Annotated in this window: 17 protein-coding genes; 6 read left to right on the forward strand and 11 right to left on the reverse strand. The window is 54.5% G+C overall.

Features of this window, described 5'->3' with window-relative positions:
- Nucleotides 1–52 precede the first annotated feature (52 nt).
- The 10 genes from VGN67_RS03405 to VGN67_RS03450 all read right to left on the reverse strand — a co-directional run bounded on the left by VGN67_RS03405 (nucleotide 53) and on the right by VGN67_RS03450 (nucleotide 13,251).
- On the reverse strand, nucleotides 53–1,117 hold the full coding sequence (locus VGN67_RS03405; protein WP_327485362.1) for a hypothetical protein: 1,065 nt from the start codon (nucleotides 1,115–1,117) through the stop codon (nucleotides 53–55).
- 40 nt (nucleotides 1,118–1,157) lie between these two features.
- Nucleotides 1,158–3,737: a glycosyl hydrolase-related protein gene (locus VGN67_RS03410; RefSeq protein WP_327485363.1), complete on the reverse strand. Its 2,580-nt coding sequence runs from the start codon at nucleotides 3,735–3,737 to the stop codon at nucleotides 1,158–1,160.
- 102 nt (nucleotides 3,738–3,839) lie between these two features.
- The gene (locus VGN67_RS03415; RefSeq protein ID WP_327485364.1) at nucleotides 3,840–4,754 is read right to left on the reverse strand and encodes a hypothetical protein; all 915 of its coding nucleotides are present in this window, start codon (nucleotides 4,752–4,754) and stop codon (nucleotides 3,840–3,842) included.
- Complete coding sequence (locus tag VGN67_RS03420; protein WP_327485365.1) at nucleotides 4,751–5,680, reverse strand: DMT family transporter; 930 nt, start codon at nucleotides 5,678–5,680, stop codon at nucleotides 4,751–4,753. Before VGN67_RS03420 ends, VGN67_RS03415 begins: the two co-directional genes overlap by 4 nt.
- 4 nt (nucleotides 5,681–5,684) lie before the next feature.
- Nucleotides 5,685–6,602, reverse strand: coding sequence for an ROK family protein (locus VGN67_RS03425; RefSeq protein ID WP_327485366.1), 918 nt, complete (start codon nucleotides 6,600–6,602; stop codon nucleotides 5,685–5,687).
- A gap of 47 nt (nucleotides 6,603–6,649) precedes the next feature.
- Nucleotides 6,650–7,561 (reverse strand): sugar phosphate isomerase/epimerase, encoded by a 912-nt coding sequence (locus VGN67_RS03430; protein ID WP_327485367.1) that lies wholly within the window; start codon nucleotides 7,559–7,561, stop codon nucleotides 6,650–6,652.
- A 32-nt stretch (nucleotides 7,562–7,593) separates the two neighbouring features.
- Nucleotides 7,594–8,499 carry a sugar phosphate isomerase/epimerase gene (locus tag VGN67_RS03435; RefSeq protein WP_327485368.1) on the reverse strand — a complete coding sequence of 302 codons (906 nt, stop codon included), beginning with the start codon at nucleotides 8,497–8,499 and terminating at the stop codon, nucleotides 7,594–7,596.
- Between the two features lie 60 nt (nucleotides 8,500–8,559).
- Nucleotides 8,560–11,265, reverse strand: a complete 2,706-nt coding sequence (locus tag VGN67_RS03440; protein WP_327485369.1) for a PQQ-dependent sugar dehydrogenase — start codon at nucleotides 11,263–11,265, stop codon at nucleotides 8,560–8,562.
- Nucleotides 11,266–11,279: 14 nt separating this feature from the next.
- On the reverse strand, nucleotides 11,280–12,377 hold the full coding sequence (locus VGN67_RS03445; RefSeq protein ID WP_327485370.1) for a Gfo/Idh/MocA family oxidoreductase: 1,098 nt from the start codon (nucleotides 12,375–12,377) through the stop codon (nucleotides 11,280–11,282).
- 46 nt (nucleotides 12,378–12,423) lie between these two features.
- Complete coding sequence (locus tag VGN67_RS03450; protein WP_327485371.1) at nucleotides 12,424–13,251, reverse strand: phytanoyl-CoA dioxygenase family protein; 828 nt, start codon at nucleotides 13,249–13,251, stop codon at nucleotides 12,424–12,426.
- A 165-nt stretch (nucleotides 13,252–13,416) separates the two neighbouring features.
- On the opposite strand from VGN67_RS03450, the gene VGN67_RS03455 reads away from it, so the two are divergent.
- On the forward strand, nucleotides 13,417–14,280 hold the full coding sequence (locus VGN67_RS03455) for an AraC family transcriptional regulator (RefSeq protein ID WP_327485372.1): 864 nt from the start codon (nucleotides 13,417–13,419) through the stop codon (nucleotides 14,278–14,280).
- Between the two features lie 647 nt (nucleotides 14,281–14,927).
- Here VGN67_RS03455 and VGN67_RS03460 read toward each other — a convergent pair.
- Nucleotides 14,928–15,800, reverse strand: coding sequence for an AraC family transcriptional regulator (locus tag VGN67_RS03460; protein WP_327485373.1), 873 nt, complete (start codon nucleotides 15,798–15,800; stop codon nucleotides 14,928–14,930).
- 412 nt (nucleotides 15,801–16,212) lie between these two features.
- Here VGN67_RS03460 and VGN67_RS03465 point away from each other — a divergent pair, with 412 nt between their 5' ends.
- The 5 genes from VGN67_RS03465 to VGN67_RS03485 all read left to right on the forward strand — a co-directional run bounded on the left by VGN67_RS03465 (nucleotide 16,213) and on the right by VGN67_RS03485 (nucleotide 25,003).
- Nucleotides 16,213–17,841 (forward strand): right-handed parallel beta-helix repeat-containing protein, encoded by a 1,629-nt coding sequence (locus VGN67_RS03465; protein ID WP_327485374.1) that lies wholly within the window; start codon nucleotides 16,213–16,215, stop codon nucleotides 17,839–17,841.
- Nucleotides 17,838–18,755 (forward strand): aldo/keto reductase, encoded by a 918-nt coding sequence (locus VGN67_RS03470; protein ID WP_327485375.1) that lies wholly within the window; start codon nucleotides 17,838–17,840, stop codon nucleotides 18,753–18,755. The genes VGN67_RS03465 and VGN67_RS03470 overlap by 4 nt, the downstream gene beginning before the upstream one ends.
- The gene (locus VGN67_RS03475) at nucleotides 18,752–19,927 is read left to right on the forward strand and encodes a mandelate racemase/muconate lactonizing enzyme family protein (protein ID WP_327485376.1); all 1,176 of its coding nucleotides are present in this window, start codon (nucleotides 18,752–18,754) and stop codon (nucleotides 19,925–19,927) included. The genes VGN67_RS03470 and VGN67_RS03475 overlap by 4 nt, the downstream gene beginning before the upstream one ends.
- A 136-nt stretch (nucleotides 19,928–20,063) precedes the next feature.
- Nucleotides 20,064–21,647, forward strand: coding sequence for a sodium:solute symporter family transporter (locus VGN67_RS03480; RefSeq protein WP_327485377.1), 1,584 nt, complete (start codon nucleotides 20,064–20,066; stop codon nucleotides 21,645–21,647).
- Between the two features lie 29 nt (nucleotides 21,648–21,676).
- Nucleotides 21,677–25,003 (forward strand): TonB-dependent receptor, encoded by a 3,327-nt coding sequence (locus VGN67_RS03485; RefSeq protein ID WP_327485378.1) that lies wholly within the window; start codon nucleotides 21,677–21,679, stop codon nucleotides 25,001–25,003.
- Nucleotides 25,004–25,020 lie beyond the last annotated feature (17 nt).

The following is a 25,020-nucleotide window of genomic DNA, read 5'->3' on the forward strand; positions in this document are numbered from 1 at the left end:
ATGCATAGTCAGAGTCCGGCTCAATTCGAAGTCAGAAAAAATCCCGTCTATTTTACCAGGTAAATAGCCTTTCCGGATTATCCTTCATGAACCTGGTAATGCTGCGGTTGGGAATTCCCTGCTCTTTTAACCAGGGTACCACCTTGCGAATAGGGTAAGAATAGGTGCGGTCGTTGCCATCGGCGTTGGTATCTCCCCAGAGGATTTTAATGTTTCCGTTTTCCATAGACCAGGTGAAATCTATAGTAACTACCATTCGGTCGTCGTAGCCCCTGTTGGTTAGTTCCCGGATAATCAGGGCGAGGTCTTCCGGTTTGGTATGGTTCCAGTTGCCGAAATTATTAAAGCTCAGCGTACTGCCTTTTTCCACCACCGCCTGCAGGTAGTCAATTTCCTGCTCCACACTTCGTCCTTCCCAACCAAATGTAGCTTCTATGTGCGAAAAATAGCAATGGGTCAGGTCGGCGCCGGCCGCTTCGAGGATACGTTGCTGCTCGGCGCAGCCACTGACGGCATGGGTACAAATCGGCAGGTGGTATCGCTGCTGGATGCGGGCGGCAGCAATGAACAGGTTCTTCTCGGCGGGGGTAATGGGTAGCCGACGGGTCGCTACTTTGATCACACCCGGCCGGATTTGTGTTCCCTGTATCCCTTCCTCAATTTGCCGTCGCATGTGCGTTTCAAAATCTTCTACGGTCATGGATTGCTGGTCATCTTTCAGGACATAAAAGCCGGTACAACATACCACGTTAACGCCGGTGGCCTGGGCTACCTCCCGAATACCCACTACATCTTCGGTGGGGCCTACGTCAATGATGGTTTGCAAACCCAACGTTTTGGCTTTTTTAAGTTCATCAATGGCAAAAGCCAGGCTTTTTTCACGCTGAGCCGGATTGCTGGGTAGCGGAATGTGCTCGTGGACACTGGTGATTCCCATTTGGTCAGAGAAGATTTCGCCCGTGGCAGTGGGGATACGGGTGGGTGGCTTACCGCTGCTCGCCTGCGGAGTGGAGGTAGGTAAAAGCGAAATGGCCGAACTCGCCCCCAGCCATTTCAGGAACGTCCGCCGCGAGGACGCTTCGCGGTTGGTAGGTCTACTCTGAACTGAATTTTGCATCGTGCTTATCTATAGTAATGGTCAACGTTTGGTTTTAACCTCAATCCAGAAGCAACCGGAATGTCTTCAACTGGTGGGGTTGCAAGGATACTTTTAATTTACCGGTTGTGGGCCTTAAGGACTGCTCGTTGGTCTCAATATGGCTGGTGCGCCACGCACGGCGAATGGGCCGGGTGAGGGTTAGGGTGGGCCTGGTGGCCTTGTTGTTCAGATTCCAGAACCGGGTAATCAAGCCTTCACCTGGCCCATCTTCGGCGGTTTTAACACTCCACAGCAGAACCTTGGGATCGTTAAGGGTTAGTAATGAAAAAGAGGTGACTCCGGTACCGGTATCTTCCCCCGTGAGCAGGGCCGCCACTAAGGGGTTCTGGTGTTCCAGCGCGAACTTCATGGCGGAAGTGGCGTCAAAAGCACCCTTGTGTGCGGTAAGGGCAAACTGATACAGAAAGTCCTGCTGCCCAAACTGGTTATTGATACCCAGCATCAGGGTGTCGCGGTAGGGGTCGGTCTGTCCTCCAGCCAGGGCGTTGAGCTGGGCGGAATGTTCATCCAGGGAATCGGGCTGACTTTTGCCTAATCTGAAAAAACTGCAATCCACATTTGAGAGGGTAATACCCGATCGTCCGTTGCTGACATCGGCAAAGTGGTTGAACGTCAGCCAGTCGTAGCGGGCGTTTTGGCTGGCGTAGTGTCCGCCCCGGGTTTCATTTTTTGCGGTCAGGATGGCACCCAGCTCTTCGTGCCGGGTAGTGGTATTTTTTAGGTCAAATGAGAACGCCCAGGTTTTCAAATCACCGAAGTTTTCCTGAATGCTATCCTGAATCTCGATGCGGGGACTGTTTTTATATAGGGTCAACCGCACGGTATGCAGGATAGGATCGCGTGAGACTGCTTTCAGGGTCACTGACACCGGACCGGCGTTTTCCACGACCAGCGGTTCCCCTTCGTCCAGTTCAGCCGTACCCAGATCGTTCAAATAGCGGCCCTGCGTGCCTTTGATCAGTGACTGGTTGTTGGCTAGATCTATCCAGTCGGTGATGACTCCTGATCGGCGGAGACGAATTTTGTGGTGGGAATTCAAAAAGTATTTATCCACCAGCCGGGCGGCATCGGGCTGGGAGACGGGCGTTCCGGAGCGTATTTCAAACACCTTGTACCCCACCGAAGGTACCTGTTCTGCCCAAAGCCTCAGGTATTGTCGGCCCCCCCTCATCACCCGTTGACTTATTGCCTCCTGGCCCGTAGTCACATCCACCACCCGAACGGGGTCGCTCCCCTTATATTCTACATCGGCCACGTCACTCCGGGTCCAGCTCAGGGGATTGAACACAAAAAACCGGGGTGCAATTTCAGTTTTAAGCTGCTGACCCAATGCCAACAGGGATCGGGTATAGAGCGAATCTGAATAGCCGGTGATCTGATTTTGTATTTTGATTTGCCACTCGGCCCGGTCTTTCTGTGAAACGGGCCCATCTGCGGTCCAGTCGTGCTCCCAATAAAAGCCGAACGCTTCCCAGGCCTGCTTTTTGGCGGAGGATAGATCTCGGGCAAAATCAGGCATCTTTATGGAAACTACTGCGGCCAGGGCTTCGGCCGTGCGCAGTTTTTCGGTGGCACGCCGTACTTTGGCCGTCGTTTCGTTCATAGAGACGGGGTAGGTGTCCCATTCGTTGCCGTAGCTGACCGACTCGGTAGGCAGCTGGGGGTAGGTTCGCTCAATATCTTCAAAAAAATCCACCTCGTTGGATACGCGTACCCGGCGTTGCGGGGTGGTACCATTTCGGGCTGCTATGATAAAGGTAGGGGCGACATAAGTAGCCAGGTCGTCCCAGCCAAACCCAAAAGCCCCGATTGCCTGATAGGGGTAAGTCCGATTGCCGCACATAGCCGCCAGATCTGCCACAAAGCTGGCCATTTTTCCCAAAGGGTTCTCCAGCACTTTTTCCTGCCGGGCTTCGGCGTAGCCTCCCAACGACATATTGTTGGAGCCCGACAGGTTGTACCATTTCATGATCACACCACTGCCATCCAGGCCATTGTAGCGGTATAGCTGATGGCGACGATGCGCCAGTATGGCGTTTGGGATACGGCTGGCGCAACCACATACTCCCTTCCAGCTGTACCGAGCCCCTGCTCCTGCCCACAAGCTACTCAATCCGAGCGGCAGGGTCTGGTTTTCCATGGCTACTGCCAGGGGGAAACGGAGTCCTAGACGGCGTTCTAGTTGACCGGCGTAGTACATGCCCCTCAATACGGCCTCAGTGGGCTGAGCGCCGTAGGTACTTACCATCGTAGTGAGTGGACTGCTGATGTGCCCAGAACGAATGGCTTCAACCAGGCGATTGAACTGCAATGGGGTCCGAAATTTCTCATACGCTCTGAGCCAGTAACTGCCGTCGCAGTTGAAGCGCGCCTGAAAATCGGGCGGAAGGTTCCGGGTCGAATCTATCTGATCGAGGTAGTAGTCCAGCATGTGCACGAAGGCTGAATCGTACTGCGCCTCGTTGGCTGTCCACATATAGTCGGTGTGGTCGTCGTTGGCCAGGTAGATGCGGGTGGCGGGCTGGGCCAGGCTGTTGCACCAAGTGAACAGGCATAGAATAATCAGGGAAGGCTTCATGGGTTGAAATTGGTAATCTGGTAGCAATTGTTTCTTTTTTGCCCTTAGCACGGGTGACTCCTTCAAGACGCTATCATTCACCCATTCAAAAGTCACTCATTATCAAGACACCTCCGTCACTTTGCCCCCTACGGTGAATGTGTCGCCAATACCCAGGAGTTCGGCGAGGTGGCAGGCCATGAAATTGAAGGGTAGGATGTTGCACAGTATTGAAAAATGCTCTTCGGCCTGGGGTTCCTCTACCTGGAAAACGGTTGCTCCGGCGCGGGCAACGGTATCTCCCAGTTTGAGGCTCCGCTCGTAAGAATTCCCCGGGGCCAAAATCTGAATAATAATGCTGTTACGGGCCGTTTCTTTGGGGCCGTGGTCGTATTGAGCCATGGCCAGGCCGTGGAAATTACGCTTGGTACTCTCGCTCAGAATAAGGGCCGCTTCCAGCGCGGTGGCAAGGTTGGGCCCGCTGCCGGTGAGGTAGATGCCGTGAATATTTTCGCGGGTGATCAGGTTAAACACTTCTTTGGCCATGCGTTTGCCGGTTTCTTGGTAGGCTTGCATCCTGTCCGAAAGCAGCGCAACGGTATCCGCAGGATCGTACCCAAAGCCTTTGAACAGGGCCAGCAGCGTATTGACATAAGTTTTGGAGGAAGAAAACAGCTCTTCTCCCGCCAGAAGCGGAATCACCGCAGTTGCATGGGCGCCTAATTCGTTTTCGGGGTAGTTGGTGAGAGCAGTGTACCGATCGAAACGATGCCGGCACCACAGTACTTCGGTGCTCCGGCCCGATTGGGATAGCAGCACCGCCTCCGGACTTTTCTTATTCGCGGACAGGTAGTACTCATACTCCGAGGCGATTTCGGCCCGAATAGGTACTCCCATGTACTTGAAAGCCAGGGGAGCAAAATACGAGGATCCCATACCGAGGTAAGGTACTCCCAACGGCAGGGGAGGTACATCCGACGCAAGCATTTGGCGGGCGCATTCGGGAACCTCCCGAAGTTCAGACAGGGGGGTGTTCATTGGTGGGTAGTTAAGGTTGGGGTGATGACGGCGGCCGTTTTTTTCTCATAGGAAAGCGCCAGGGCCGCCACAATGGCGAGCAAAATGCCGGAGACTTCCACGTACGTGATGCTTTCGGCCAGAAACAGAATAGCCAGAACAATGGTGAATACCGGTTGCAGTGCCCCGGCGATGGTTGTTACCTGCGAGGCCTTGCCTTCGGCCTTGTAAGCCGCAAAACTGCATAGTACGCCGAGCCCATTGAGCAGCCCGGCGAGCGAGCCGAGGAAAAGGGTGTTTTGGGAAAAAGAAAAATTTACCCAACCCGCCCCCAGAAAGACCAGTGATAGCCCTACGCTCGACCCGATGAAGGAGGCGTACGCCCATTGGGCGGAAATCAAGTTGGTGGTCACTTTCTGGGCAGCACTGAATACCCCCCAGAAAAACAAAGCCACGAAGGAAAATAGCAGCCAGGGGGACAGGCCGACGTTTTTGAGGAAGGCCTCCGGATCGTCAAACAGCAGCCGTTGGCCCGAAAGCATCACCACCGCCGGTAAGGCCAGCAAGATACCAAGTGCATTGATCCAGTTGAGTTTTTCTTTAAGAACCAGCAGGGCGATTCCGATGGTGACCAACGGGTACAGGTTTGTGAGGGGAATAACGATCGCCGCGAGCCCACCGCTGGTAAAGGCCTGAAAAACGGCCACGTTGCCCGCCACGGCCAGCGTGCCGGCGATAATACCCCATAAAATTCCCTTTCTTTCCGGCTTTTCCTGCCGGATTTTAACCAAAACCAAAGGAATAGTAATCAGCATCCCGAGGGTGAAAAGCAGGTGGTTTGTAAACGGATTGACCTCTTCCGAAATTAGCTTGGCCACTACTCCCCACACTCCCCAGAAAAAGGCGGCGGCGATGGCAAAGTACATCCAGGTATTCCTTGTTTTCATAGGCTCATCGAAATAAGGCGGCGCCGCCCAGAATACCGGCCTGTTCGGCCAGGGTGGAGAGCGAAAGGGTGGTTTGATACTTTTTATAGGGCCCCAGTTGCCGGGTTGGGAGCAACGTGGGCAGCCAGGGGTCCAGTCCCTTGGCCATGCCTCCTCCCAGTACGATCCGGTCAGGCGCAAAGAGGTTGATATAGTTGCCCAGCCCCGTGCTAAGGTGGCCCAGAAACTCATGTACCACCTGGCAGGAAGTTTCGTTTTTCTCAGCCGCTGCGCGGAAAAGAGCTTCCACCGAAGCAGGAGGAACCGTTTGCTTCGCCGAACCATAATAGCGCCGTGCGCTGTCCAGGAGACCGGTAGCTGATACCAGTGATTCCAGGCAACCTGTTTTGCCGCAGTAACACCGGCTGTCGTTGTGGGTGACTGTCATATGGCCGCCCATATGCCCGTAGGGTAGTTTTTCTGCCAACCGCCCATTGACTACCAACCCGAGTCCCAGGCCGGTACCCAGCGTCAGGACAAGTACCCGATGAAAGCCCCGCCCACTCCCGTAAAGCGCTTCGCCCAGCGCTACCAGCCGGGCGTCGTTGTCGAGGCGGCAGGGCAGATGATGGGCCTTTTCTACGATCCCGGCCAGTGGGTAATCTTCCATAAAATCTATAAAACCGTAGGTGGAGTCCACGGTAGCGTCTTCGAATACAAAACCCGAAACCCCAATGCCCACGCCTTTCAACGTAGCGTCGGCCGATTCTGGACGATTTTGCAGTGTATATATAGCATCGGAAAGGATATGTTCAAAGCGGCTGGCATCCCGGGTTTCGGTTGAAAAAATAAGTGTTTCCAGTACCCGACCCGCGCGTAAGTCCACCAGACCTATTTTGGTCCGGGTGCCGCCTATATCCACCCCGATGGCCAGTTCTTGCATATAGTTTTAATTAACAAATGGTTTGATCAATAATTGCCAGTGAATCGCTACCAGCCAAATACCTCTTTTACGTAGCGTCGGCTAATTTGCCAGTTTTCGGCGGGGGTACGTTGATTGGGCTCATCGAAGGCCAGCTCAACGGCAGCCTCGCCGCGGCAGTTCATTTTCTTTAAAACTTTCGCAATAGCTCCAAAGTCAGTTGTGCCCTCGCCCAGCGCTTCGGCCCATTTGCCGGTGGCCTTTTGGTCGCGCAGGTGCATGTACACGATCCGGTCACCGTAGGTTTGGATAAATGCAATCGGATCTACCCCCCCGCGAATGAGCCAGTTCAGGTCGGGACCGAGTTTCAGATGGGGTACCCGATCAAGGGTACCTTTCAGATCGTGCATACCGTGTTCTACTTCGTAGGTATGGTTGTGCAGGTTCAGGATAATGCCCCTGGATTTAGCGATGGGAATGAGCTTTTTCAGCACTGCAGCCTGGGCATCCAGTTCCTCCGAGGTTTTTTTGCGGCGGGCATCCCCCACCGATACGCCAAAATTGGTGCCCCCCAGCTGTTGCAGGCGATCCAGGATTTTGGTGGCATTGGCCACAATTTCCTCCTGTTGGTCGGCCTTCCACATAGCGGCCCCATACGAGCAACCTGTGACCGGCAGGCCGTGCCGCCGGATCAGCGCCGAGATGCGTGTGACGGCATCGTCGGGTTCCAGGAGGATATTCATGAGTTCGATACCGGAAAAACCGGCCGCTTTTATTTCCGAAAATACCTGCTCCAGAATCGGGGTGCAGTTCCAGTCGGGCGGGTACTTACTGGCGTATACCCATATATGAGCGCTCAGCCTGACCGGACTTTTTACCAGTAAACCCAGATCTCCTTTGGCATAGGTACGGCTGAACGACATGCCGCTGAGGAGCAGTGAGGCTTTGAGAAAACTTCGGCGCGTAGGGAAATCTTGCATGGGGTATTCCTATTTTTTGAGAAAATGTTTTTTTACAAACCGTTGACCAGCAGACGGTTGTCAATAAATTTTTTGGCGCGCGGCACATCCGGTTCTTCCAGGTGCTCGATGATGATTGGAATATTCGGGTGCTTTTCGGCCAGCCTTTTCAGATACAGGTCATAGTTCAATGCGCCAAGGCCCGGCGCGGGAAGTTCGATCATCCCGACCCCGCGCAGGGCGTGGGCCTCGTCGGTGTCAATGGCGGCCAGGGCCACACCGACCGGGGCTTCGGCCAGTTGCACGTCCTTGGCGTGGGCGATCTTAATTTTACCCGAGAGGGCATCAAAAATCCGGTTCAGGGTCATATCCATGGCCCCGATGTTGTGCTCCTCAAAATAGTTGGTTGGGTCCATCAGTAGCCCCAGGTTGGGGTGGTCAATGTCGGCAAAAAGTCGGAGGGTTTCTTCCACGGAGCCAATGACATTATTCACGTAGGTTTCCACGCAAAACGTAACCCCGTACTGCCGGGCAAAATAAACCAGCTCGCCGATCACATCGCGGCACTCGCGGTAGCCCGCTTCGGTTTTATTTTTAGGGTGATGTACCCAGTCACTTTCCTTGTGAAAAGTACCCGTTTCGCTTATCACGTACGGAGAGCCCAGGTCGTTGGCGTGTCGGATGATTTGCCGGAGATGGGTCAGATTGGATTGGCGTACTACCGGATCGGGATGCACCAGATTGGTGTAACCTGATACACAGCAAATAGGCAGGTTGTGCTGCCGGAACGTATCCCGGATTTTTTTCGCCTTCGGGGTATCCAGGCTCCCTGTAGAGAGATCCATATCCTTGAACGACACGTCCAGCTGCACCGTGTTGAAATCCAGACAGCGTATTTTCCGGGCGGTTTCGGCCAGGGAATAAGGAAAATAGCCGGTAAATATACCTACCTGTATCATGCTGATTTGGATGAAAATGTAAAAACCGAAAGCAGGGGGCTTTGCTCCACTGCTTTCGGACTATTTTTGGAATAAAATATCGGTAAAGAGCGGCCCATTGAACATCCCGGCTTTTCCTTTGCCATCGTGGTACACAAAATACAGGTTGTCCGGTCCGATGGGCCTGGCAAGGTCAGCGGTCAGGCTCATGGGCTTGTTGGAGCGCTGTATGGGAACCGTGCCCAGCAGCGGTCCTTCCGGTGAGCCGCTGTGCAGCGTCAGGCTACCCTCAACGCCGGAAGACACCAGGTGCAGGGTAATACTGTGGATACCGGTCAGATCCAGCTGCCGGAACCCGATGAAGGCACCGTTTTCGGTGAAGCGCACCCGGCCCGGTTCTTTCTGGCTGCTACCGTTAAGAGCAGCCTTGGCGGAAGTATCGCAGGCAATAGCTCCCAGGAGGGGTGGGCGCAGCAAAAATTCCTTCCGGGTGGTTAGCGGGGCGATGCCATTTGCTCCTTTGTCGGTATACGACACTGTCAATAGGTACTTGCCCGGAGCTTCTTCCGGCGCGGGTGCCCGGGTCACGACGGTACCGGCCAGGGGCAACGATTTCACAGCCGCAGGGGCCTCGGCCAGGGAAAGGATGTAACTCACCATTTCGGTGGTCTGCGCCAGGGTAAGCTGCGGGTGGGCCGACATGGCGTTCTCGCCCCAATTGCCGTTGCCCCCGCTGATCACTTTTCGGGCCAGTTTTTCCCGCGCCGTTCCGTCGTTTTTGTAGCGTTTGGCAATCTCCTGGTAGGAGGGGCCAATTGATTTCTGGCTCAGGCCGTGGCAGGCTTTGCAGTCGCTTTCGTTGATGAGTTTCTCCCCGGCGGTAAGGCGGGTGCTGCCCACGACCGACTCGTAATTCTGGGCAGCCAGGGTTATGTCCTCCCCGTAGGGTATGTATTCAAAGATCACCACGGCCTTTTTTGGATCAATCCCCCCTTTTTGCTTGTCTTCCTTATCAGTAATCACCGCGCGATACGCCAGGGTCTGGTTGGGCCAGTAAAACGAGCGGTTCGACGGCCATTCCAGGCTGATGGCCGGGGGAGCGTTTCCGACCTTTATTTCAGTACTACGGGACGAAACCTTACCCGCTTTATCCGATACGCTCAGCGTTACCTGGTAGGTGCCGGGTTTATCGAAGGTGAGCGATGTAGTTTCTCCGCTTGCTTTCCGTGGAGCGGCCTGACCGGCCGGAATGATGGTCCACTGGTAGGTCAGGGCATCGCCGGCGTCGTAGTCCAGGCTGCCTCTGGCCGAAAGGCGCACCGTCAGGGGGGCGGCTCCCACGGTGGTACTGGCCGTCAGTTTGGCTACGGGAGGGCGGTTGCCTTCGGAATAGTCAATGCGGGTCAGTTTGGAGTTGGCGTTCTGGGCAAACCAATAGGTACCGTATTCCAGCACGTACATCGCCCCGTCCGGGCCGAATTCCATGTCAATGGGATGTTCAAAAAGCGTGTTGGGCATGAAGGGCTCAATGCTGCCATAGGTGCCGTCGGGTTTCAGGGTTACTACGTTGATCCAGTCGCGCATCCATTCAAAAATAAAGAGCTTGCCGTTGTAGTAGCCCGGAAAAGAACGTTCCGATTTTTTATAAAAATCAGTGTAGAAAACGGGGCCGGCCATAGGGCTCTTGCCACCCGTACCCAGGTGAGGAAAAAGATCCGATTTCACATAGTTATACCAGATGAGAGCTGGTTGGGCGGGTGGTAGTTGCTTCAGCCCCGTATTGTGGACGGAATTATTAACCGGATTTTGCGGATCGAAGAACTTGCCTGCTTTTTCTTTGGCAAAATCATATTCAGCGTAGGGCTGGTTGTCGCCCGCAAAGTAAGGCCAGCCAAAATTTCCCGCCCCTCTGGCCTGGTTCCATTCGTCCCAGCTGCGGGGGCCCCGCTCGCTGTCCTTCTCTCCATTTTGTCCCACATCACCCCAGTACAAGTACCCATTCTGCTGATCTACCGAAATCCGGATTGGATTGCGGCAGCCCATCACGTAGATTTCCGGGCGGGTCTGCGCGGTGCCTTTCGGAAACAGGTTTCCTTCCGGGATGGAATAGGTTCCGTCGGCTTCGGGGTGGATGCGCAGAATCTTCCCGCGCAGGTCGTTGGTATTGCCCGCAGTGCGCTGGGCGTCCCAGGCCGAGCGACCGGGTCGCTCGTCGAGCGGAGCGTAGTAGTTGGAGCCAAACGGACTGGTGTTGTCGCCGGTGGCGATAAAAAGGTGGCCGTCCTTGCCAAAAGCAATGGAGCCGCCCGAGTGGCAGCATTCTTCGCGTTGGGTGGGAATTTTGAGCAGGACTTTTTCGGAGGTTAGATCAATGGTGCCGTCCCTAAAAGTAAACCGGGACACGTACTGTTGCGGCGTGTCACCCACAGGGGAGTAGAACAGGTACAACCACTGGTTTTCGGCAAAGCCGGGGTCAAGGGCCATACCCAGCAGTCCGTCCTCGATCTTGCTGAACACGGGTAAATCCAGGATTTTTCGCATCACGGACGTGGTGGGGTCGTAGAGTAGAATTCCGCCATTGCGCTCCACCACCAGCACGCGCCCGTCGGGAAGCACGGCCAGTTCCATGGGTTCGTTAAGATTTTCGGCCAGTATTACTTTCGAAAAACGGGTTTCGTCCGGTTTTTCGTCGGTCAACGGCACCACGGGCTCCGGGCTGATCCAGGAGAGCAGCAGGGTGACCAGGGCCAGCAGTCCGGTGTTTTTGATAAGGGTATAGGTACTCATTTGCAAAAGGTAAATTAGTGTAGAATTTCGTCCAGGGCTACGGCCCGGTGCTCCCGGGCCGACAGATAACAGGCATCCACCAGGGCCATAGTTCTCAGGTTATCCCGACCGCCGATTTCAGGGTCCGTGCCCCGTTCCAGTGCCACTAGTAGCTGGGCCATGGGGCCGGTGAAGGCATCGGGAAACCATACTTCCGGCCAGCGGGGCCGTTGCCAGCCACCAGGGATCCGGGTGGAGGTATAGTCGAGGGTGCTGGGGATGGCTTGTGGATAATGCGGCCAGCCGATATTGCCCTGCGCCAGGCCATCAAGCCCCTCTACCCGCCATTTGATATAAATGTCCTTTTCTGCATTTTCTGTATCGGGTCCCGCCCATACGTCGTCCCAGGCGGAGGCCCGCAGGCCATTTTCGTATTCAAGAATGTACAGGGCCAATCCGTCTTCGTGTGGGAATTTGGCCGCTGTTCTAGGGTCCTGGGCCACGCTGCAGTACACTCTTTGTGGGTCGCCAAACCAGTACCGGAAGGTATCAAGGTGGTGAATACTCATCACCCGGAGGGTAAGCCAGCCCATTTGGGCCTGCCAGGCCGTCCAGTGCGGAATGGCCCGCATGTCAATGGAGCCAAACACGGGTTTTCCCAGCAGTCCCCGGTTTAACAGATCCTTGCAGGCGCGCACGGACTGGTCGTAGCGCATGTTTTGGTTCACCCCCAGGACGATCCCGGCTTCCTCACAGCACTGAACGATTTCCAGGGCTTCGATAAAATTCATTCCCAGGGGCTTCTGAGCCAATATACCCCGAATATTTTTGTGGCGGACGGCCTCCCGAATTACTGTCAACTGCTGATCAGGAGGTACGGCTATGTCTACTACCTCTACGGTTGGGTCGGCCAGCAGCTCTGTGTAGGAGTCATATACCTTGCCAATGCCGTGGCGGACGGCTACCTGCTGGCTTGCCGTTCGGGATAGGGAGGTGATGGCCACTGGATTGAAACCTGCCTGCCGGTAGGCTACCAGGTGGCAGTCGGCCATGATAAAGCCCGCCCCGATGCAGCCAATGCCCACCGATTTGTTTTCGGGCAATTCGGGTAGATATTCCAGTTTACTACTCATTGTATTAGGTTTAGGCTTAGCGAATGAAAAATTGGATTACCGCTCATTATTCCAATGTCTGCAAGGTGATCTCAGCTTCTTTGTTCAAAAAATCTGCCTTGGATACCGCCAAACGGCCACTCTCCAGCAGGGCAGCGTCGGGCACTATGTTGACCGATTCAATGCAGGAGGTATGTTTTTCCCGAAAAGGCTTGTTATACGATAGGTTATAAGCCGAGATCACCGACCACCGGGGCTTATCCGAAAGGTTGGCGTCGGAGCGGTGCAGGATGTTGCTGTGGAAAAAGAGGGTATCGCCGGCTTTCAGTTCCACGTACACCAGCTCGCTGTTTTTCACCGCCTCGTCCACAAAATCTGCGTCGGCCCCCTGTTGCTCGCCGACAAAAGTGTGTTCAAAGCGTTGCATCTTGTGGGTTCCTTTGAGTACCTGCAGACAACCGTTTTCGATGGATGCATCCGTAAGAGCTACCATCACTGAAATCATTGCTTCGGGGTACAGGAAACCATTTTTGTACCAGTAGCCGTAATCCTGATGCCACTCCCAGGCCCCCCCTTTCTGGGGTTCTTTTTGCATTATTTTGGAGTGAAAATGACACACGCCACCGTCGGCGTCAAGGAGGGTTTCTACGGCCTTTACCATACGCTCCGAGCGGGACATGAGCCCGAAGGAATCGTCGCCGGGAGTGAACCAAAGCGTAAGTTTGGTACGATTACCGGCAGTATCTTTCAGGTCAAAGGCGTGGTTGGTTACTGTCTCGTCGGTGGCTAGTCCGTACAGGAGATCAATTTCCTCCTGGCTAAAAAAGTTACGTTTAATAAGGAAACCGTCCCGGTTAAAATCGGTTTTCTCAACGGGGGTAAGTCGGGTATTCATAGTATAAAATGGTTTTGGTTACTTGGCAACAGCTACTATTTTCAGGAAATAATACCATACAAAGTTCCAAAATAGTTTGGCTGGAGTCTACCGGTATTTTCGTAGTTTTATCCGGTATTTTGAATAGAATGAACGAATTTAGTGATAAAAGGCTAAACATACCGAATGAAACCGCTTATTCAGAAGCTCCCGCTTGATCGCCAGTCCTCATTTGTGGCCCGAACCTATACCACACCTGAGTTTGAAACACCCTGGCACCAGCACGTGGAATACGAACTCGTACTGGAAGCAACCGGCAGCGGCACGGCCTTCGTGGGCGACCATATTGGTACCTACCGCGAAGGAGACGTTTTCCTGCTGGGAAAGAACCTTCCCCACTGGTTTCGTAAAAAAGACCAGGATACCGTAGCCAGTGCAGTTGTGTTACAGTTTCGCGACGATTCGTTTGGGGATAGTTTCTGGGCGCTCCCCGAAATGCAACCGATTCATTCCCTGCTCCAGAATGCGAAGCAGGGAATTGCCCTTGACACCGGGCTTCGGGAAGAAGTGGGCCGACGCCTGCGCACCATCGAATTTCTGACCGGCTTTCCGCAGCTCGCTGCCCTGCTCGAATGCCTGCACCAAATCAGTACTTCCGGCCATTTTCATTACCTCAACCATTCACCCATTGTCAGCTATTCCGTCGAGGATCAGAACCGCATCCGCCGGGTGTTTGAATACTCCATGCAGCATTTTCAACAGAAAATCCGGGTGCAGGACGTTGCCGCACTTACGCATCAAAGCGTATCCGCTTTTTGCCATTACTTTAAAAAGAGCACTAAAAAAAGCTACATCCAATTTCTCACGGAAATCCGGATTGCTCATGCTTGCAAACTGCTCATAACGACCGACCGGACGGTTACCGAAATCTGCTATGAAAGTGGCTTCTACAACTGGTCCAATTTCAGTTCCCACTTCAAAAGCCTGGTCGGGATGTCGCCGCTGCGCTATCGAGAGCAGGGTAGCGCACCCTATACTAGGGGTGGCTAACACATTTAGGGTAAATCCGCCACGATAGCCCATTAACTACCTATATTATAATTAGTTAACTCGATTTAACACCCTTCGGCTCATAGGATAGTATAGCGGGTAAAGAATCTTCTAATGGATCACGGCCCACGTCTTCATCGAAGTTGAATTCCCCGGCACAGATTTCCATGGATTATGCAAACCCAGACGTATAATTTTTTTTATATTTTACCCCCCGATGTACAACCGAGCACACACGGTGCACCAACTTATTACGAACCGCATTGAGAACACACATTTTGTTCTTGCCGCCACCGGGCGCCCGGCTCGCCGACTTTGCGCTGGTAATAATCCTGTAATTCCGCCGATATCAATCCTTGAAAGAGTTTTTGGAAAAACGGAAGCTAATTGCGCAGTGAACTGTGTAACAGTTAGTTGATTGGTGTTGGTGGCGGATATCCCCTAAATGTGTTAACTACCCCTACGTTGCTCAAAGTGTCTTCAACTACAAAGGAAAAAACCAAGGGTAGTGGTAACGTAATTTTTTTTTGAATACACGCTGCTGCTTTATGGGGCGAAAGAATAGAAGGGAAGGATAAGATAATGGGTTCGGGTTTAGACGGTTCATTGAACACATATCCTACGCACGTATTAGGCGTGAGAGAGGACTAATCACCCTGACCGTCCAGTAATTGACGGTACTCTTTAGGAGAATACCCTACAATGCGTTTAAACTGGCGGTTGAAATGGGTTAGCTGGTTGTAGCCCGAGGCAAAAGCGATTGCGGCGATGCTATAGTTAGTCTCTTGCAATAATTTACAGGCGTGGCCTACCCGCACCTCGTTCAGGAAATTGGTGAAAGTTTTGTGAAAGTGTTTCTTGAAGTAGCGACAGAAGGTAGCCGGGGCCATACTTACGTAAGCCGAAATTTCGTCCAGTGTGATGTCGTGGTCCGCAAAGCGGTTGATGATGTACTCATAGGTTTTATTGACGACCTCGCAGTCCTTTACATTTTTTACCAGGGTAAATCCCCGACTCGATATAGCCCTGCGTCGCGGGTTGAGGGCCATCTGCTGCAAGAGTTGGAAAAAGGCAATCATACGCTCAAAACCTTGCAAGGTAGTGAGTTCCACAATTTTTTGGTGGAAAGCGGGTACATCGGCCTGATCGAAGGAAACGCCCCGCTGAGCCTCGGCCAGCAAACGGGCGATGAATTCGTTTTCGGGCAGGCTGAAAAAGTTTTCCCCAAATCCCTCTTTCAGAAAACGCAGGGTAATGACATCCTCCTTATCGTGTTCGTCGAGTTGAACGAAATGAGGAACATGCGGGCCAATGAGGAAAAGGTCCTGTTTGGAAAAGTTCTCGATCGTGTTGCCGATAAACCGCTTGCCGCTACACCCCACCATCACTGTGACTTCGTATTCGTCGTGCATTCGCATCAGTACCTCCGCAGAGCGGTCGAAACTCTTGTCGACTCCATACCGATTGCTAACAAAGGAATGTTGACTGGGTCGTGACCATTTTTCTACGAGTGTCTTCATATTGATGTAAAAAGGCAGTTTTTTGAACTAAGATGTTTTTAAGAAAAAACTGGACGATAATCTTTCAATTAATTGAAAAGAAGACTTTTCTATCGACTTACTTACTTCAATTAGCATTTTTTGGTCAAAATAGTGTAATAAAGTCATAAGATAGGAGAAGAACGCTAAAATGCGATTCCGTTATTTTGGCAAGTAGAATTTCAATTTGTTTATGGCGTCAGTTTTCATCTCATGTTTTAGCGTACTCCTTTTTACTATTGGTACAGTTGCTCAGGCACAAGTCAGTCTGCATATTTCTCCCGAAGGAAATGACAACAACCGGGGAACGAGCAACGCACCCTTTCGCACCCTCGCGCGGGCGCAGCGGGCGGTTCGGGCCTTGTCGGACAGACAGCGAGCGCATGACATCGTCGTGCAAATCCAGCCGGGCGACTATTTCCTTGCAGAACCGCTGCGTTTTGGCCCGGAGGACGGCGGATCAGCTACGCAGCGTGTGATCTACCGTGGTTCCGGCGATGGACAGGTGCTGATCCACAGCGGGAAGGCGGTGACCGGCTGGCGGCCCACTCCTGACAACCCCAACATTTATCAGGCACCTTTACCAAACGCCAGGTTCCGTCAGTTGTACGTCGAGGGCAAGCGAGCTATTCGGGCACGTTATCCTAATCAGGGTACCTTTCTGGAAAGCACGGACTGGGACTACAAGGATCGGGAACTGATCGTTTTGGGCAAGCATCCCGTTCTAGGCGAGGGCAATCCCGGCCTGGAGATACTCCTCCTTCAAAGCTGGGCGGAGAGCTATTTGCGAGTGGAAAAAGTAAGCAACTACGGCCTGAGCTTTCAAAAGTTTACCAGGGTAAGCTTTCGGGACGAGGAATCTGGAATTCTGTTCAATCGCCCTTACCCCATGCACGAGCCCTCGCATCGGCTTTATTTTGAAAATGCCCGCGAACTGCTCGATGCGGAGGGAGAATGGTACCACGACGAAGCCAAGGGTACCCTTTACTACCAGCCTCCGGCCGACGTGGACATGAGCCAGGTGCAGGTGATGTATCCCACGCTGGATACGCTGCTGATTATCGAGGGAACTTCCGGCAAGCCAGTGGTCAATCTGCGCTTTGAAAATCTTTCCTTCCAGTACTCCAACTGGACTTACGCCAGCGAGCATGGCTACCTGAATAGCCAGACGGGGCAGTACAACCATCGGGCCGAACCCAATAACGACCAGTATGTATATCGCCCACCGGCTGCGGTGTACGTAGCCCGGGCCGAGCGCGTGGCCTTCGTGCGCAATGCCTTTCGCAACTTGGGTTCCACGGCGCTCGACCTGCACTACGGCACGCGCCATTGCGCGGCAGTAGGCAACAAATTCAGCGACATTGCCGGCAGCGCGGTCGCTCTGGCCAAGTTTACTCAAGACCCCTTGACGGAATACCACAAGCCCTTCCAACCTTCGGACAGCACAGAGATCTGCTACGGCGATACCGTGGCCAACAACCTCATCGAGCGGGCGGCCAACTACTACTACGGCTGCGTGGGCGTGGCGGCGGGTTATCCCTCAAACGCCCAAATCACGCACAACACCATTCGCGACTTGCCCTATTCGGGCATCAGCGTGGGCTACGGCTGGACCGATCAGCCCAATCCCATGCAGGATAACTTTATAGCCTACAACGATTTGAGCGACGTAGTGAAAATGCTAAACGACGGGGCGGCCATCTATACCCTTTCGTACCAGCCCGGCACGCGGCTATACCAAAACTACCTGCACGATCTGTCGGAGCCGCTGGAGCACTGGCAGCGGATCAAGTACGCGATCTATTGCGATGAAAAGACGGGCGGCTCCGCCGAAAAGCCCTTCGTCATCGAAGAAAATGTGGTGCAGGGGGTACCCGGCAGCCTCAACCTGCACCAGTCGGGAATTATGTTGCTGATATATCCCATGCACCTTGCTTCGCAGCGCAACGGTCGACAAATCGTCGAGGCAGCCGGTCTGCAACCCGAGTATCGGAATCTTTTGGAAAAAACGAAGAACAAATGAACCAAATCACATTACGACCCACGTACCGCCACGACGCCAGCGCACCCGGCCTGGTCCTCGGCACCGCCGGACTGGGCGGGGTGTGGGGGGAGGTGGATCGGCAGGAATCCGTGGAGGCTATTTTGTACGCACTGGAAAACGGCGTCGGGCGGCTGGACACTGCCCCGGCCTACCGCGACGCTGAAACTGTAACCGGAGAAGCCCTGCGACAGTGGCGCGGGCCGCGCCCATTGATAAGTACCAAAGTGGGCAAACTGCGGGCCGAGACGGCCGATCGGCGCACCAACAACTACCAGGTCGCGACCATGCGCCGGAGCGTGGCGGAAAGTCGGTCAAGGCTCGGTACCGACCGACTCGACCTGCTCTTTTTGCACGAGCCGGAGCAAGTACCCACCGAGTCGGTACCGGAAGTTCTTGATTTTATGAAGAGTACAAAAAAAAGCGGGACCACGGCCGCGATCGGTTTGGGCGGGTTGGTGCCGCCCGCCTTTCACGGTGCCATCCGGCAGGGGGGATTCGATGTGGTGATGAGCTATAACAACCTGAACGCCGCCTGCCTGGAAGGGTTAGTGTCGGATATTCCGTTTTTCCGCGCCCACGGTCTCATCACCTACCAAGGCAGCGCGTTGCACATGGGTTTGCTGGGCAACCACTTTGAAAAGTACCAGGAAAATCCCCCTGCCTGGGTTTCCGGAGCCGACCTTGTCCGCGCCCGGCAAGCGGATGCGCTCGCCCGGCGATTGGGCATGACCCTCCCGGCACTGGCGCACCGCTACCTACTGTCAATGCAGGAAGTGGACTACCTGGTGCTGGGGGCCAAAAATTTAACCCAAATCAAAGCCACGCTGGCCGACTGCCGGGAGGGTCGGCTTGAAGAAAATGTGTTTGAAGAACTAACCGATCTAATTCAATGACGAAAGAAAATCCATCGGTCGAAGCGGATCTGTTTCCACTAAAGACGCCCATTTATCAGGAAACCTTCGACATCCACGCGGTGGAGCTACGTTGCGTTGCCCCGGTGAAGTTTGAGCGCCCTTTTTATGATGCCACCATGGGGCCCTTTGCGGAATACCGCGCCTGCTTCGTCCGACTCACTGATCGCAGCGGCGTGTGGGGCGAGTGCGAATTTCCGTTTACGGCTTTTGACTTGCTTAAAAACAGCTTTGTCCCACAACTGCTCGAAACAAAAGAGACTTCCTACGAAAAACTTTACCACCTACTTTACTGGAGCATCCGCAATGAAGGGTTTCGGGGCGGGGCGGCCCTGGCTTTGGGCCACCTGGACCGCATTTTCCATGACTTGGCAGCCCGGCAGCAGGGAGTACCCTTGTTTCGCTACCTGGGGGGCAGCAAGCCACGGGTGAGGGCCTACGCCAGCGGCGGGAGCATCAGCCTCACGGGCAGCGAGCTGCTCGACGAGTGCTTGGCCTGGGAAGCACAGGGCTACGCTACGATCAAGATGAAGTTTGGCGGACTGGAAACCACGCTACATGATGATTTGACTAGGATTGCTCTGGTTCGGGAAGCGCTAAGATCCGAAACCGGGCTGGCCGTGGATGCCAACCAATCGCTGAGCCTGGATAAGGCGCAGGTACTGAGCCGGGAACTGGGTGAAATGAACATCGCCTGGCTGGAAGAGCCGATCCACTCGGCGGCTCTGCACGATATCGAGACCTTGTGCGAAACCTCACCCGTACCCATCTCCTACGGTGAGTCGGAGCGCACGGCGCTGGTGTTCCCCTCGCTGGTGCGGGCCGGAGTTCAGCACCTGCAACCCATTGCAGGACACATCCTCGGCCTGGGAGAATGGCTGTCAATTGCCGAAATGGCCCGTGATCATGGCCTGATGTTCAGCGGTGGCGGCACTTCTCACCTCAATGCGGCCATCGTGGCGGCTGTGGGCGACGAGGCTCAACTTGAGTACCTGGAGCCGGTGGTGGGAACGATGGCTTCTCTGCTGAGCGTACGGGCGGAGATAAATAACGGACACTTCATCCTGCCGGAAGTACCCGGCATCGGCGCGGAGGTCGATTGGCCGCGCCTGGAGAAGGAAAAGCGCGTTACTGACCGATTCATTTGGAAATGATTTTTAAGTTGTTAGGTCATAAGGCTATCAAATGTTTTTTCTCATCTCATTTTTTGACGATAGCCAGTTTTTAAAGCTGAATAAGCTCCTGCCAAACCTAATGCCTAACATCCCAACAACCTAATACCCAAAAAGAATGAACATCCACCAGCACTTACATCTGCTCGATTTTGGCGTGGTAGTCGTTTACCTGCTGCTGCTGGTGGGCATTGGTGCGTACATCAGCTTCCGCAAGCAGAAAAGCAGCGAGCGCGACTATTTCCTGGCGGGCGGTAAGTTGCGCTGGTACAGCATCGGCCTAACGATGTGGGGTACCAATGTGGGGCCGTCGATGCTAATCGCATCCTGCGCGGTGGGCTACACGACGGGCATCGTGGCGGGAAATTTCTCCTGGTACGCCTTCGTCTTCATCGGGTTGCTGGCTCTGGTTTTTGCCCCGCATTACAAGAATACTGGCGTAAGTACCCTGCCCGAGTTCATGGGAAAGCGCTTCAACGCTACCACCCGCGAAATGCTAGCCTGGTACTCGTTGGTGACGATTCTGATTTCCTGGCTGGGGCTGACGCTCTACGCCGGGGGGCTTTTGGTAAACCAAATCATGGACTGGCCGCTGTGGGCGTCGGTGAGCGCGCTGATGTTGCTGGCAACCTTTTTCGCGGTGGCGGGCGGGCTGGAAGCGATTGCCATTACCAACGTTTTTCAGATGATTCTGCTCATCGTGGCTTCCAGTATTTTGGTAATCGCGGGAATCTATAAACTAGGCGGAATCGATCGGCTGCTCACCGAACTACCCGCCGACTACGGACGCTTGTTACTGCCCGCCGATAATCCCGATTACCCCTGGATCGCCATTATTTTGGGCTATCCGGTGCTGGGCATCTGGTTTTGGTGTACGGATCAAAGCATGGTGCAATCGGTGCTGGGGGCCAAAAATCTGGAACAGGGGCAACTGGGCACCAACCTCACGGGCTGGCTCAAAATCATCGACGTGCCGCTGTTCATCCTGCCGGGCATAATCGCCTACCTGCTCTACCCCAACCTGCCCGACGAAAACGAAGCCTACATGACCCTGGTGACGGGCCTGCTGCCCGTGGGCATGGTCGGACTGATTATGGCGGTACTCATCGCGGCCCTCGTCAGCACCATCGACTCGGCCCTCAACTCGCTGAGTACCGTGTTCACGATTGACATTTACGCCCGGCGGTTCCGGCCCGATGCGTCGCCGTCGCGGCTGGTGGCCGTTGGGCGCACGGTGGTGGTACTTGGGGCAGTAGGGGCGATTTTGATTGCGCTGGGTCTCGACCGGATCAAGGGCATGGATCTGTTCAGCCTGTTTCAGGCGATTCTGGGGTACCTGGCCCCGCCGATGGCAGCGGTGTTTTTGCTGGGCGTGACCTGGAAGCGCATGACCACCCCGGCGGCCAACGTCGGTTTGGTGGTCGGTTCCATCGTCAGTCTGGCCGTAGGCGTTTGCCAGCTTCGCGCCTGGCCCAGCCCGACATTCTGGCCGCATTTCCTGCTGGTTTCTTTTTTCCTGTTTGTTTTCATTTTGATCCTGATGGTGGGCGTGTCTTTGGCGACGCCGCTCGACCGACGCTCGGATTTTCCCACGCTCACCCAATCTTACGCCGCCCTGAATTACACGCCTTCGCGGCGGGTACTTTGGCTGTGGGGGGGGCTGTCGGTGGTGATGCTTTCTCTGTATTTAATTTTTAACTAAATCTTTTTTCACCAAAACTTATGTACACAATGGAAAAACGATTACTTAATCATCTGTGGGGGCTGGCATTACTGCTAAGCCTGCTGCAACTGGCAGCCGCGCCCCCCGTTTACGCGCAGGGTGCAGAAAAAACAATCACGGGGCGGGTCACCGACGTGACCAACAACGACCCGCTGCCGGGTGTCAGTGTACTGGTGAAAGGCACCACCATCGGTACCACCACCGACTCAGAAGGCAACTACCGCCTGTCAGCTCCCGGCAACGCCAGCACGCTGGTGTTCTCTTACGTGGGTTATCTCGCCAGTGAAGTGGCTGTTAACAACAGGTCGGTCATCGACATTACCCTGAATCCCGACGTCAAGGCGCTGTCCGAAGTGGTGGTGGTGGGCTACGGCACGCAGGCCAAACGGGACGTGATCAGCTCGATCTCCACCGTCCGAAACGATAAGATCGAGAAAATAAACGGGGCGAGTTTCGAGCAGGCCCTGCAAGGCAACGTGTCCGGGCTGCGCATCAACACCGCTAGCGGCGATCCCGAAGCCGATACCCGCATTCAGATCCGGGGCACCAAATCCATTACAGCAGGAACCGAGCCCTTTATCCTCATTGACGGCGTGCCGATCAGCAACGGGGCCACCCAGGCACTCAGCACCATCAACCCCAGCGACATCGCCAGCGTATCGGTGCTGAAAGACGCGGCGGCTACCGCCATCTACGGCTCACGGGGTGCCAACGGCGTAATCCTCATCACCACCAAAACGGGTCGAAACGGCAAGGGGCAGTTTTCGTACAGCTTCAACCAGGGCATCAACAAACCCATCAACCAAATCCAATTGGCTAACGCCGCCGAATGGCGCGGGCTGGTGGCCGAGGGACGCAAAAACGCAGGCTTCACCGACCCTACCGACGACACCTTCGTGCCGATTCGGCTGCCGCTGCTGGATCAGCGCAATGATAATCTGACGCGCTACACCAATTTAAATTTATACAAAACCACTGATACCGACTGGCAGAAGCTGGTGATCAGGGACGGTAGTCAGATGTCGCACACCTTTTCCGTTTCCAAGGGCGACGACAAGGCCAACTACTACATCTCGGGCAACTATTTCAATCAGAAGCCCAACTGGATCGGCACCGACTTCAAGCGGTACACGGGCCGGGTCAACGTGGGTTTTTCGCCCTCCAATTATCTTAAAATCGACGTGCGGAACACCTTCTCCCACACCGACAACCAGCGGCAAAACGTACGCAGCACCACCGTCAATTTCGCCGACCCCAACCTCAACTATGGTGGCTGGGGCGGCTATTGGGGGCTGTACAGCAGCGCGCTGCCGGTGTTTCCCCAGCGGTGGCCCGACAACGATGCGCCATTCGACCCGTTTAGCGGCAACAACCTCACTTACTCCGCCGACCGTAACAATGCCTACGACAACCTAGCCACCAATCGTAACCTATCCTCAGTCAACGTGGAGGCCACGCCCCTGCCCGGCCTTACCCTGCGGCTGGCGGGCGGTATCGACTACACCACCACCGAGGACAGCAAGTGGATCAGCAAGCGCATGCGGATTGCCAACGTGAAAACCGAAGACCTGGCTTCCTCACGCCCCGACACCCTGAACTACATTTACAACGGCTCGCCGCGCTACGATACCAGAAACGTCAAGCGCCTGAACTTAAACGCCAACTTCACCGCCAACTACGAGCGTACGATTTTGGATAACCACAAAATCTCGGCCCTGTTGGGCTACGAGGTCACCGACCAGCGCAACCAGTCCACCGCGCTGCAGGCCCAGAATGGCGATTCGCGCGTGGAGGGTACGCTCGGACTCATCAGAACGTCCGATCAGTTCCTGGAATACAGCAACAATATGGGGAGTAACGTGCGGTTTCTGTCGTACTTCACGCGACTGAACTACAACTTCCGGGAGCGCTACCAGTTGCAGGCCACCCTGCGCCGCGACGGTAGTTCCAACTTTTCGCCCAACTACCGCTTCGCCCTGTTTCCCTCCCTGGCAGCGGGCTGGGTGATTTCCGAGGATCCCTTCTTCAAGGATAAGCTTGGGGCTATCAACTATCTGAAAGCCAAGGCAAGTTGGGGTCTGACGGGTAATTCCAATATCCCCCCCTTCGGGTACATCGGGGCCAGCTTCGAGAACTGGCCAAACTACTCCAACACCTCCACGGCCTACATCCAGTCGCAGATTGCCTCGGGCGACATCCGCTGGGAGAAATCGGCGACGACTGACATCGGCCTCAATTTTGGGTTGTTCAACCGTTTCACCGGGTCGGTGGGATACTTCAATTCCCTGACGACGGATATGCTCTTCAACGTGCCTCTTGCCCCCAGCATCGGCATTTATTCTACTAACAATGCCTTCGTGGGCGCGCTCGCCAACATTGGCAGCATGAAGAACTGGGGCTGGGAGTTTGAACTCTCTTCCGAAAATGTACGCAGTCGGGACGGTGGCTTCGGCTGGACGACCGACCTGAATTTGACTTTGAATAAAAATAAGGTAATAACGCTGTATCCAGAATTCAGCGGTTCGCCCACCACGCTGAGCATCAATGGCCTCACCACCGTGCAACTGGGCAAACCCATCGGGATGTTCTACCTGCCGGCCTTTGCCGGCTACGACGCCAATGGCAACCCGACAATTAAGGAAATTGACCCGGAAGCGGCCAGCCGTCAGGAATATGTCTTTACGGGTAACACGCTGGTACCGACGAGTTCGCAGGTCAACGCCAACTCCATCGTTCAGGATGGCAAAACCGGTATTCCCACGTTCTTTGGCGGGTTGACCAACACTTTATCGTACAAAGGAATATCGTTCAGCTTCCTGCTGTATTTTCAGGGCGGAAACTACCTGTACGACAACATTGGTGCTCTCCGCAATATCGGTTCGGGGCAAACCGTGCTGCGCAAGGATCTGGCCACCGACTCCTGGTCGGCGCAGAATACCGACGCCTACTACCGCGCGCCCACCTGGACCAACCGGGAACTGGGTACGGCCAACCCCTCCAAGGCCAAAAACGTGTCGGACGACAGCGACCACTTTTTGCAGCGCGGCGATTTCATGCGCCTGAAAACCCTGACGCTCTCCTACCAGTTACCCGCGAGCCTTTTGAAAAAACTGCCGTTCTCCAACATCAACGTGTTCATGAACATGAACAACGTCGCCACGTTTACGAAAGTGAGAGGCTTCGATCCCGAGCAGCTTTACGCGGGCATCCAGGAGGACGTCATCAACAGCCGCCCTACCACTGCGGTGCAGCGCAACCTGGGACAGGGCATCGTCAATTTTGCTCCGCCAATTCAGGTATTCAGCGCCAACTGGGGCATCAACCTTAATTTTTAACCCATTTAAATTACCAA

This window comes from Telluribacter sp. (assembly GCF_035998675.1).
GTDB lineage: Bacteria > Bacteroidota > Bacteroidia > Cytophagales > Spirosomataceae > Telluribacter.

What these genes read in the sequence shown, in the direction of transcription:
- VGN67_RS03405 (WP_327485362.1), bottom strand. Translation starts at nt 1,117, where the DNA reads ATGCAAAATTCAGTTCAGAGTAGACCTACCAACCGCGAAGCGTCCTCG.
- VGN67_RS03435 (WP_327485368.1), bottom strand. Translation starts at nt 8,499, where the DNA reads ATGATACAGGTAGGTATATTTACCGGCTATTTTCCTTATTCCCTGGCC.
- VGN67_RS03455 (WP_327485372.1), top strand. Translation starts at nt 13,417, where the DNA reads ATGAAACCGCTTATTCAGAAGCTCCCGCTTGATCGCCAGTCCTCATTT.
- VGN67_RS03425 (WP_327485366.1), bottom strand. Translation starts at nt 6,602, where the DNA reads ATGCAAGAACTGGCCATCGGGGTGGATATAGGCGGCACCCGGACCAAA.
- VGN67_RS03450 (WP_327485371.1), bottom strand. Translation starts at nt 13,251, where the DNA reads ATGAATACCCGACTTACCCCCGTTGAGAAAACCGATTTTAACCGGGAC.
- VGN67_RS03410 (WP_327485363.1), bottom strand. Translation starts at nt 3,737, where the DNA reads ATGAAGCCTTCCCTGATTATTCTATGCCTGTTCACTTGGTGCAACAGC.
- VGN67_RS03415 (WP_327485364.1), bottom strand. Translation starts at nt 4,754, where the DNA reads ATGAACACCCCCCTGTCTGAACTTCGGGAGGTTCCCGAATGCGCCCGC.
- VGN67_RS03475 (WP_327485376.1), top strand. Translation starts at nt 18,752, where the DNA reads ATGACGAAAGAAAATCCATCGGTCGAAGCGGATCTGTTTCCACTAAAG.
- VGN67_RS03460 (WP_327485373.1), bottom strand. Translation starts at nt 15,800, where the DNA reads ATGAAGACACTCGTAGAAAAATGGTCACGACCCAGTCAACATTCCTTT.
- VGN67_RS03480 (WP_327485377.1), top strand. Translation starts at nt 20,064, where the DNA reads ATGAACATCCACCAGCACTTACATCTGCTCGATTTTGGCGTGGTAGTC.
- VGN67_RS03430 (WP_327485367.1), bottom strand. Translation starts at nt 7,561, where the DNA reads ATGCAAGATTTCCCTACGCGCCGAAGTTTTCTCAAAGCCTCACTGCTC.
- VGN67_RS03440 (WP_327485369.1), bottom strand. Translation starts at nt 11,265, where the DNA reads ATGAGTACCTATACCCTTATCAAAAACACCGGACTGCTGGCCCTGGTC.
- VGN67_RS03445 (WP_327485370.1), bottom strand. Translation starts at nt 12,377, where the DNA reads ATGAGTAGTAAACTGGAATATCTACCCGAATTGCCCGAAAACAAATCG.
- VGN67_RS03470 (WP_327485375.1), top strand. Translation starts at nt 17,838, where the DNA reads ATGAACCAAATCACATTACGACCCACGTACCGCCACGACGCCAGCGCA.
- VGN67_RS03485 (WP_327485378.1), top strand. Translation starts at nt 21,677, where the DNA reads ATGGAAAAACGATTACTTAATCATCTGTGGGGGCTGGCATTACTGCTA.
- VGN67_RS03420 (WP_327485365.1), bottom strand. Translation starts at nt 5,680, where the DNA reads ATGAAAACAAGGAATACCTGGATGTACTTTGCCATCGCCGCCGCCTTT.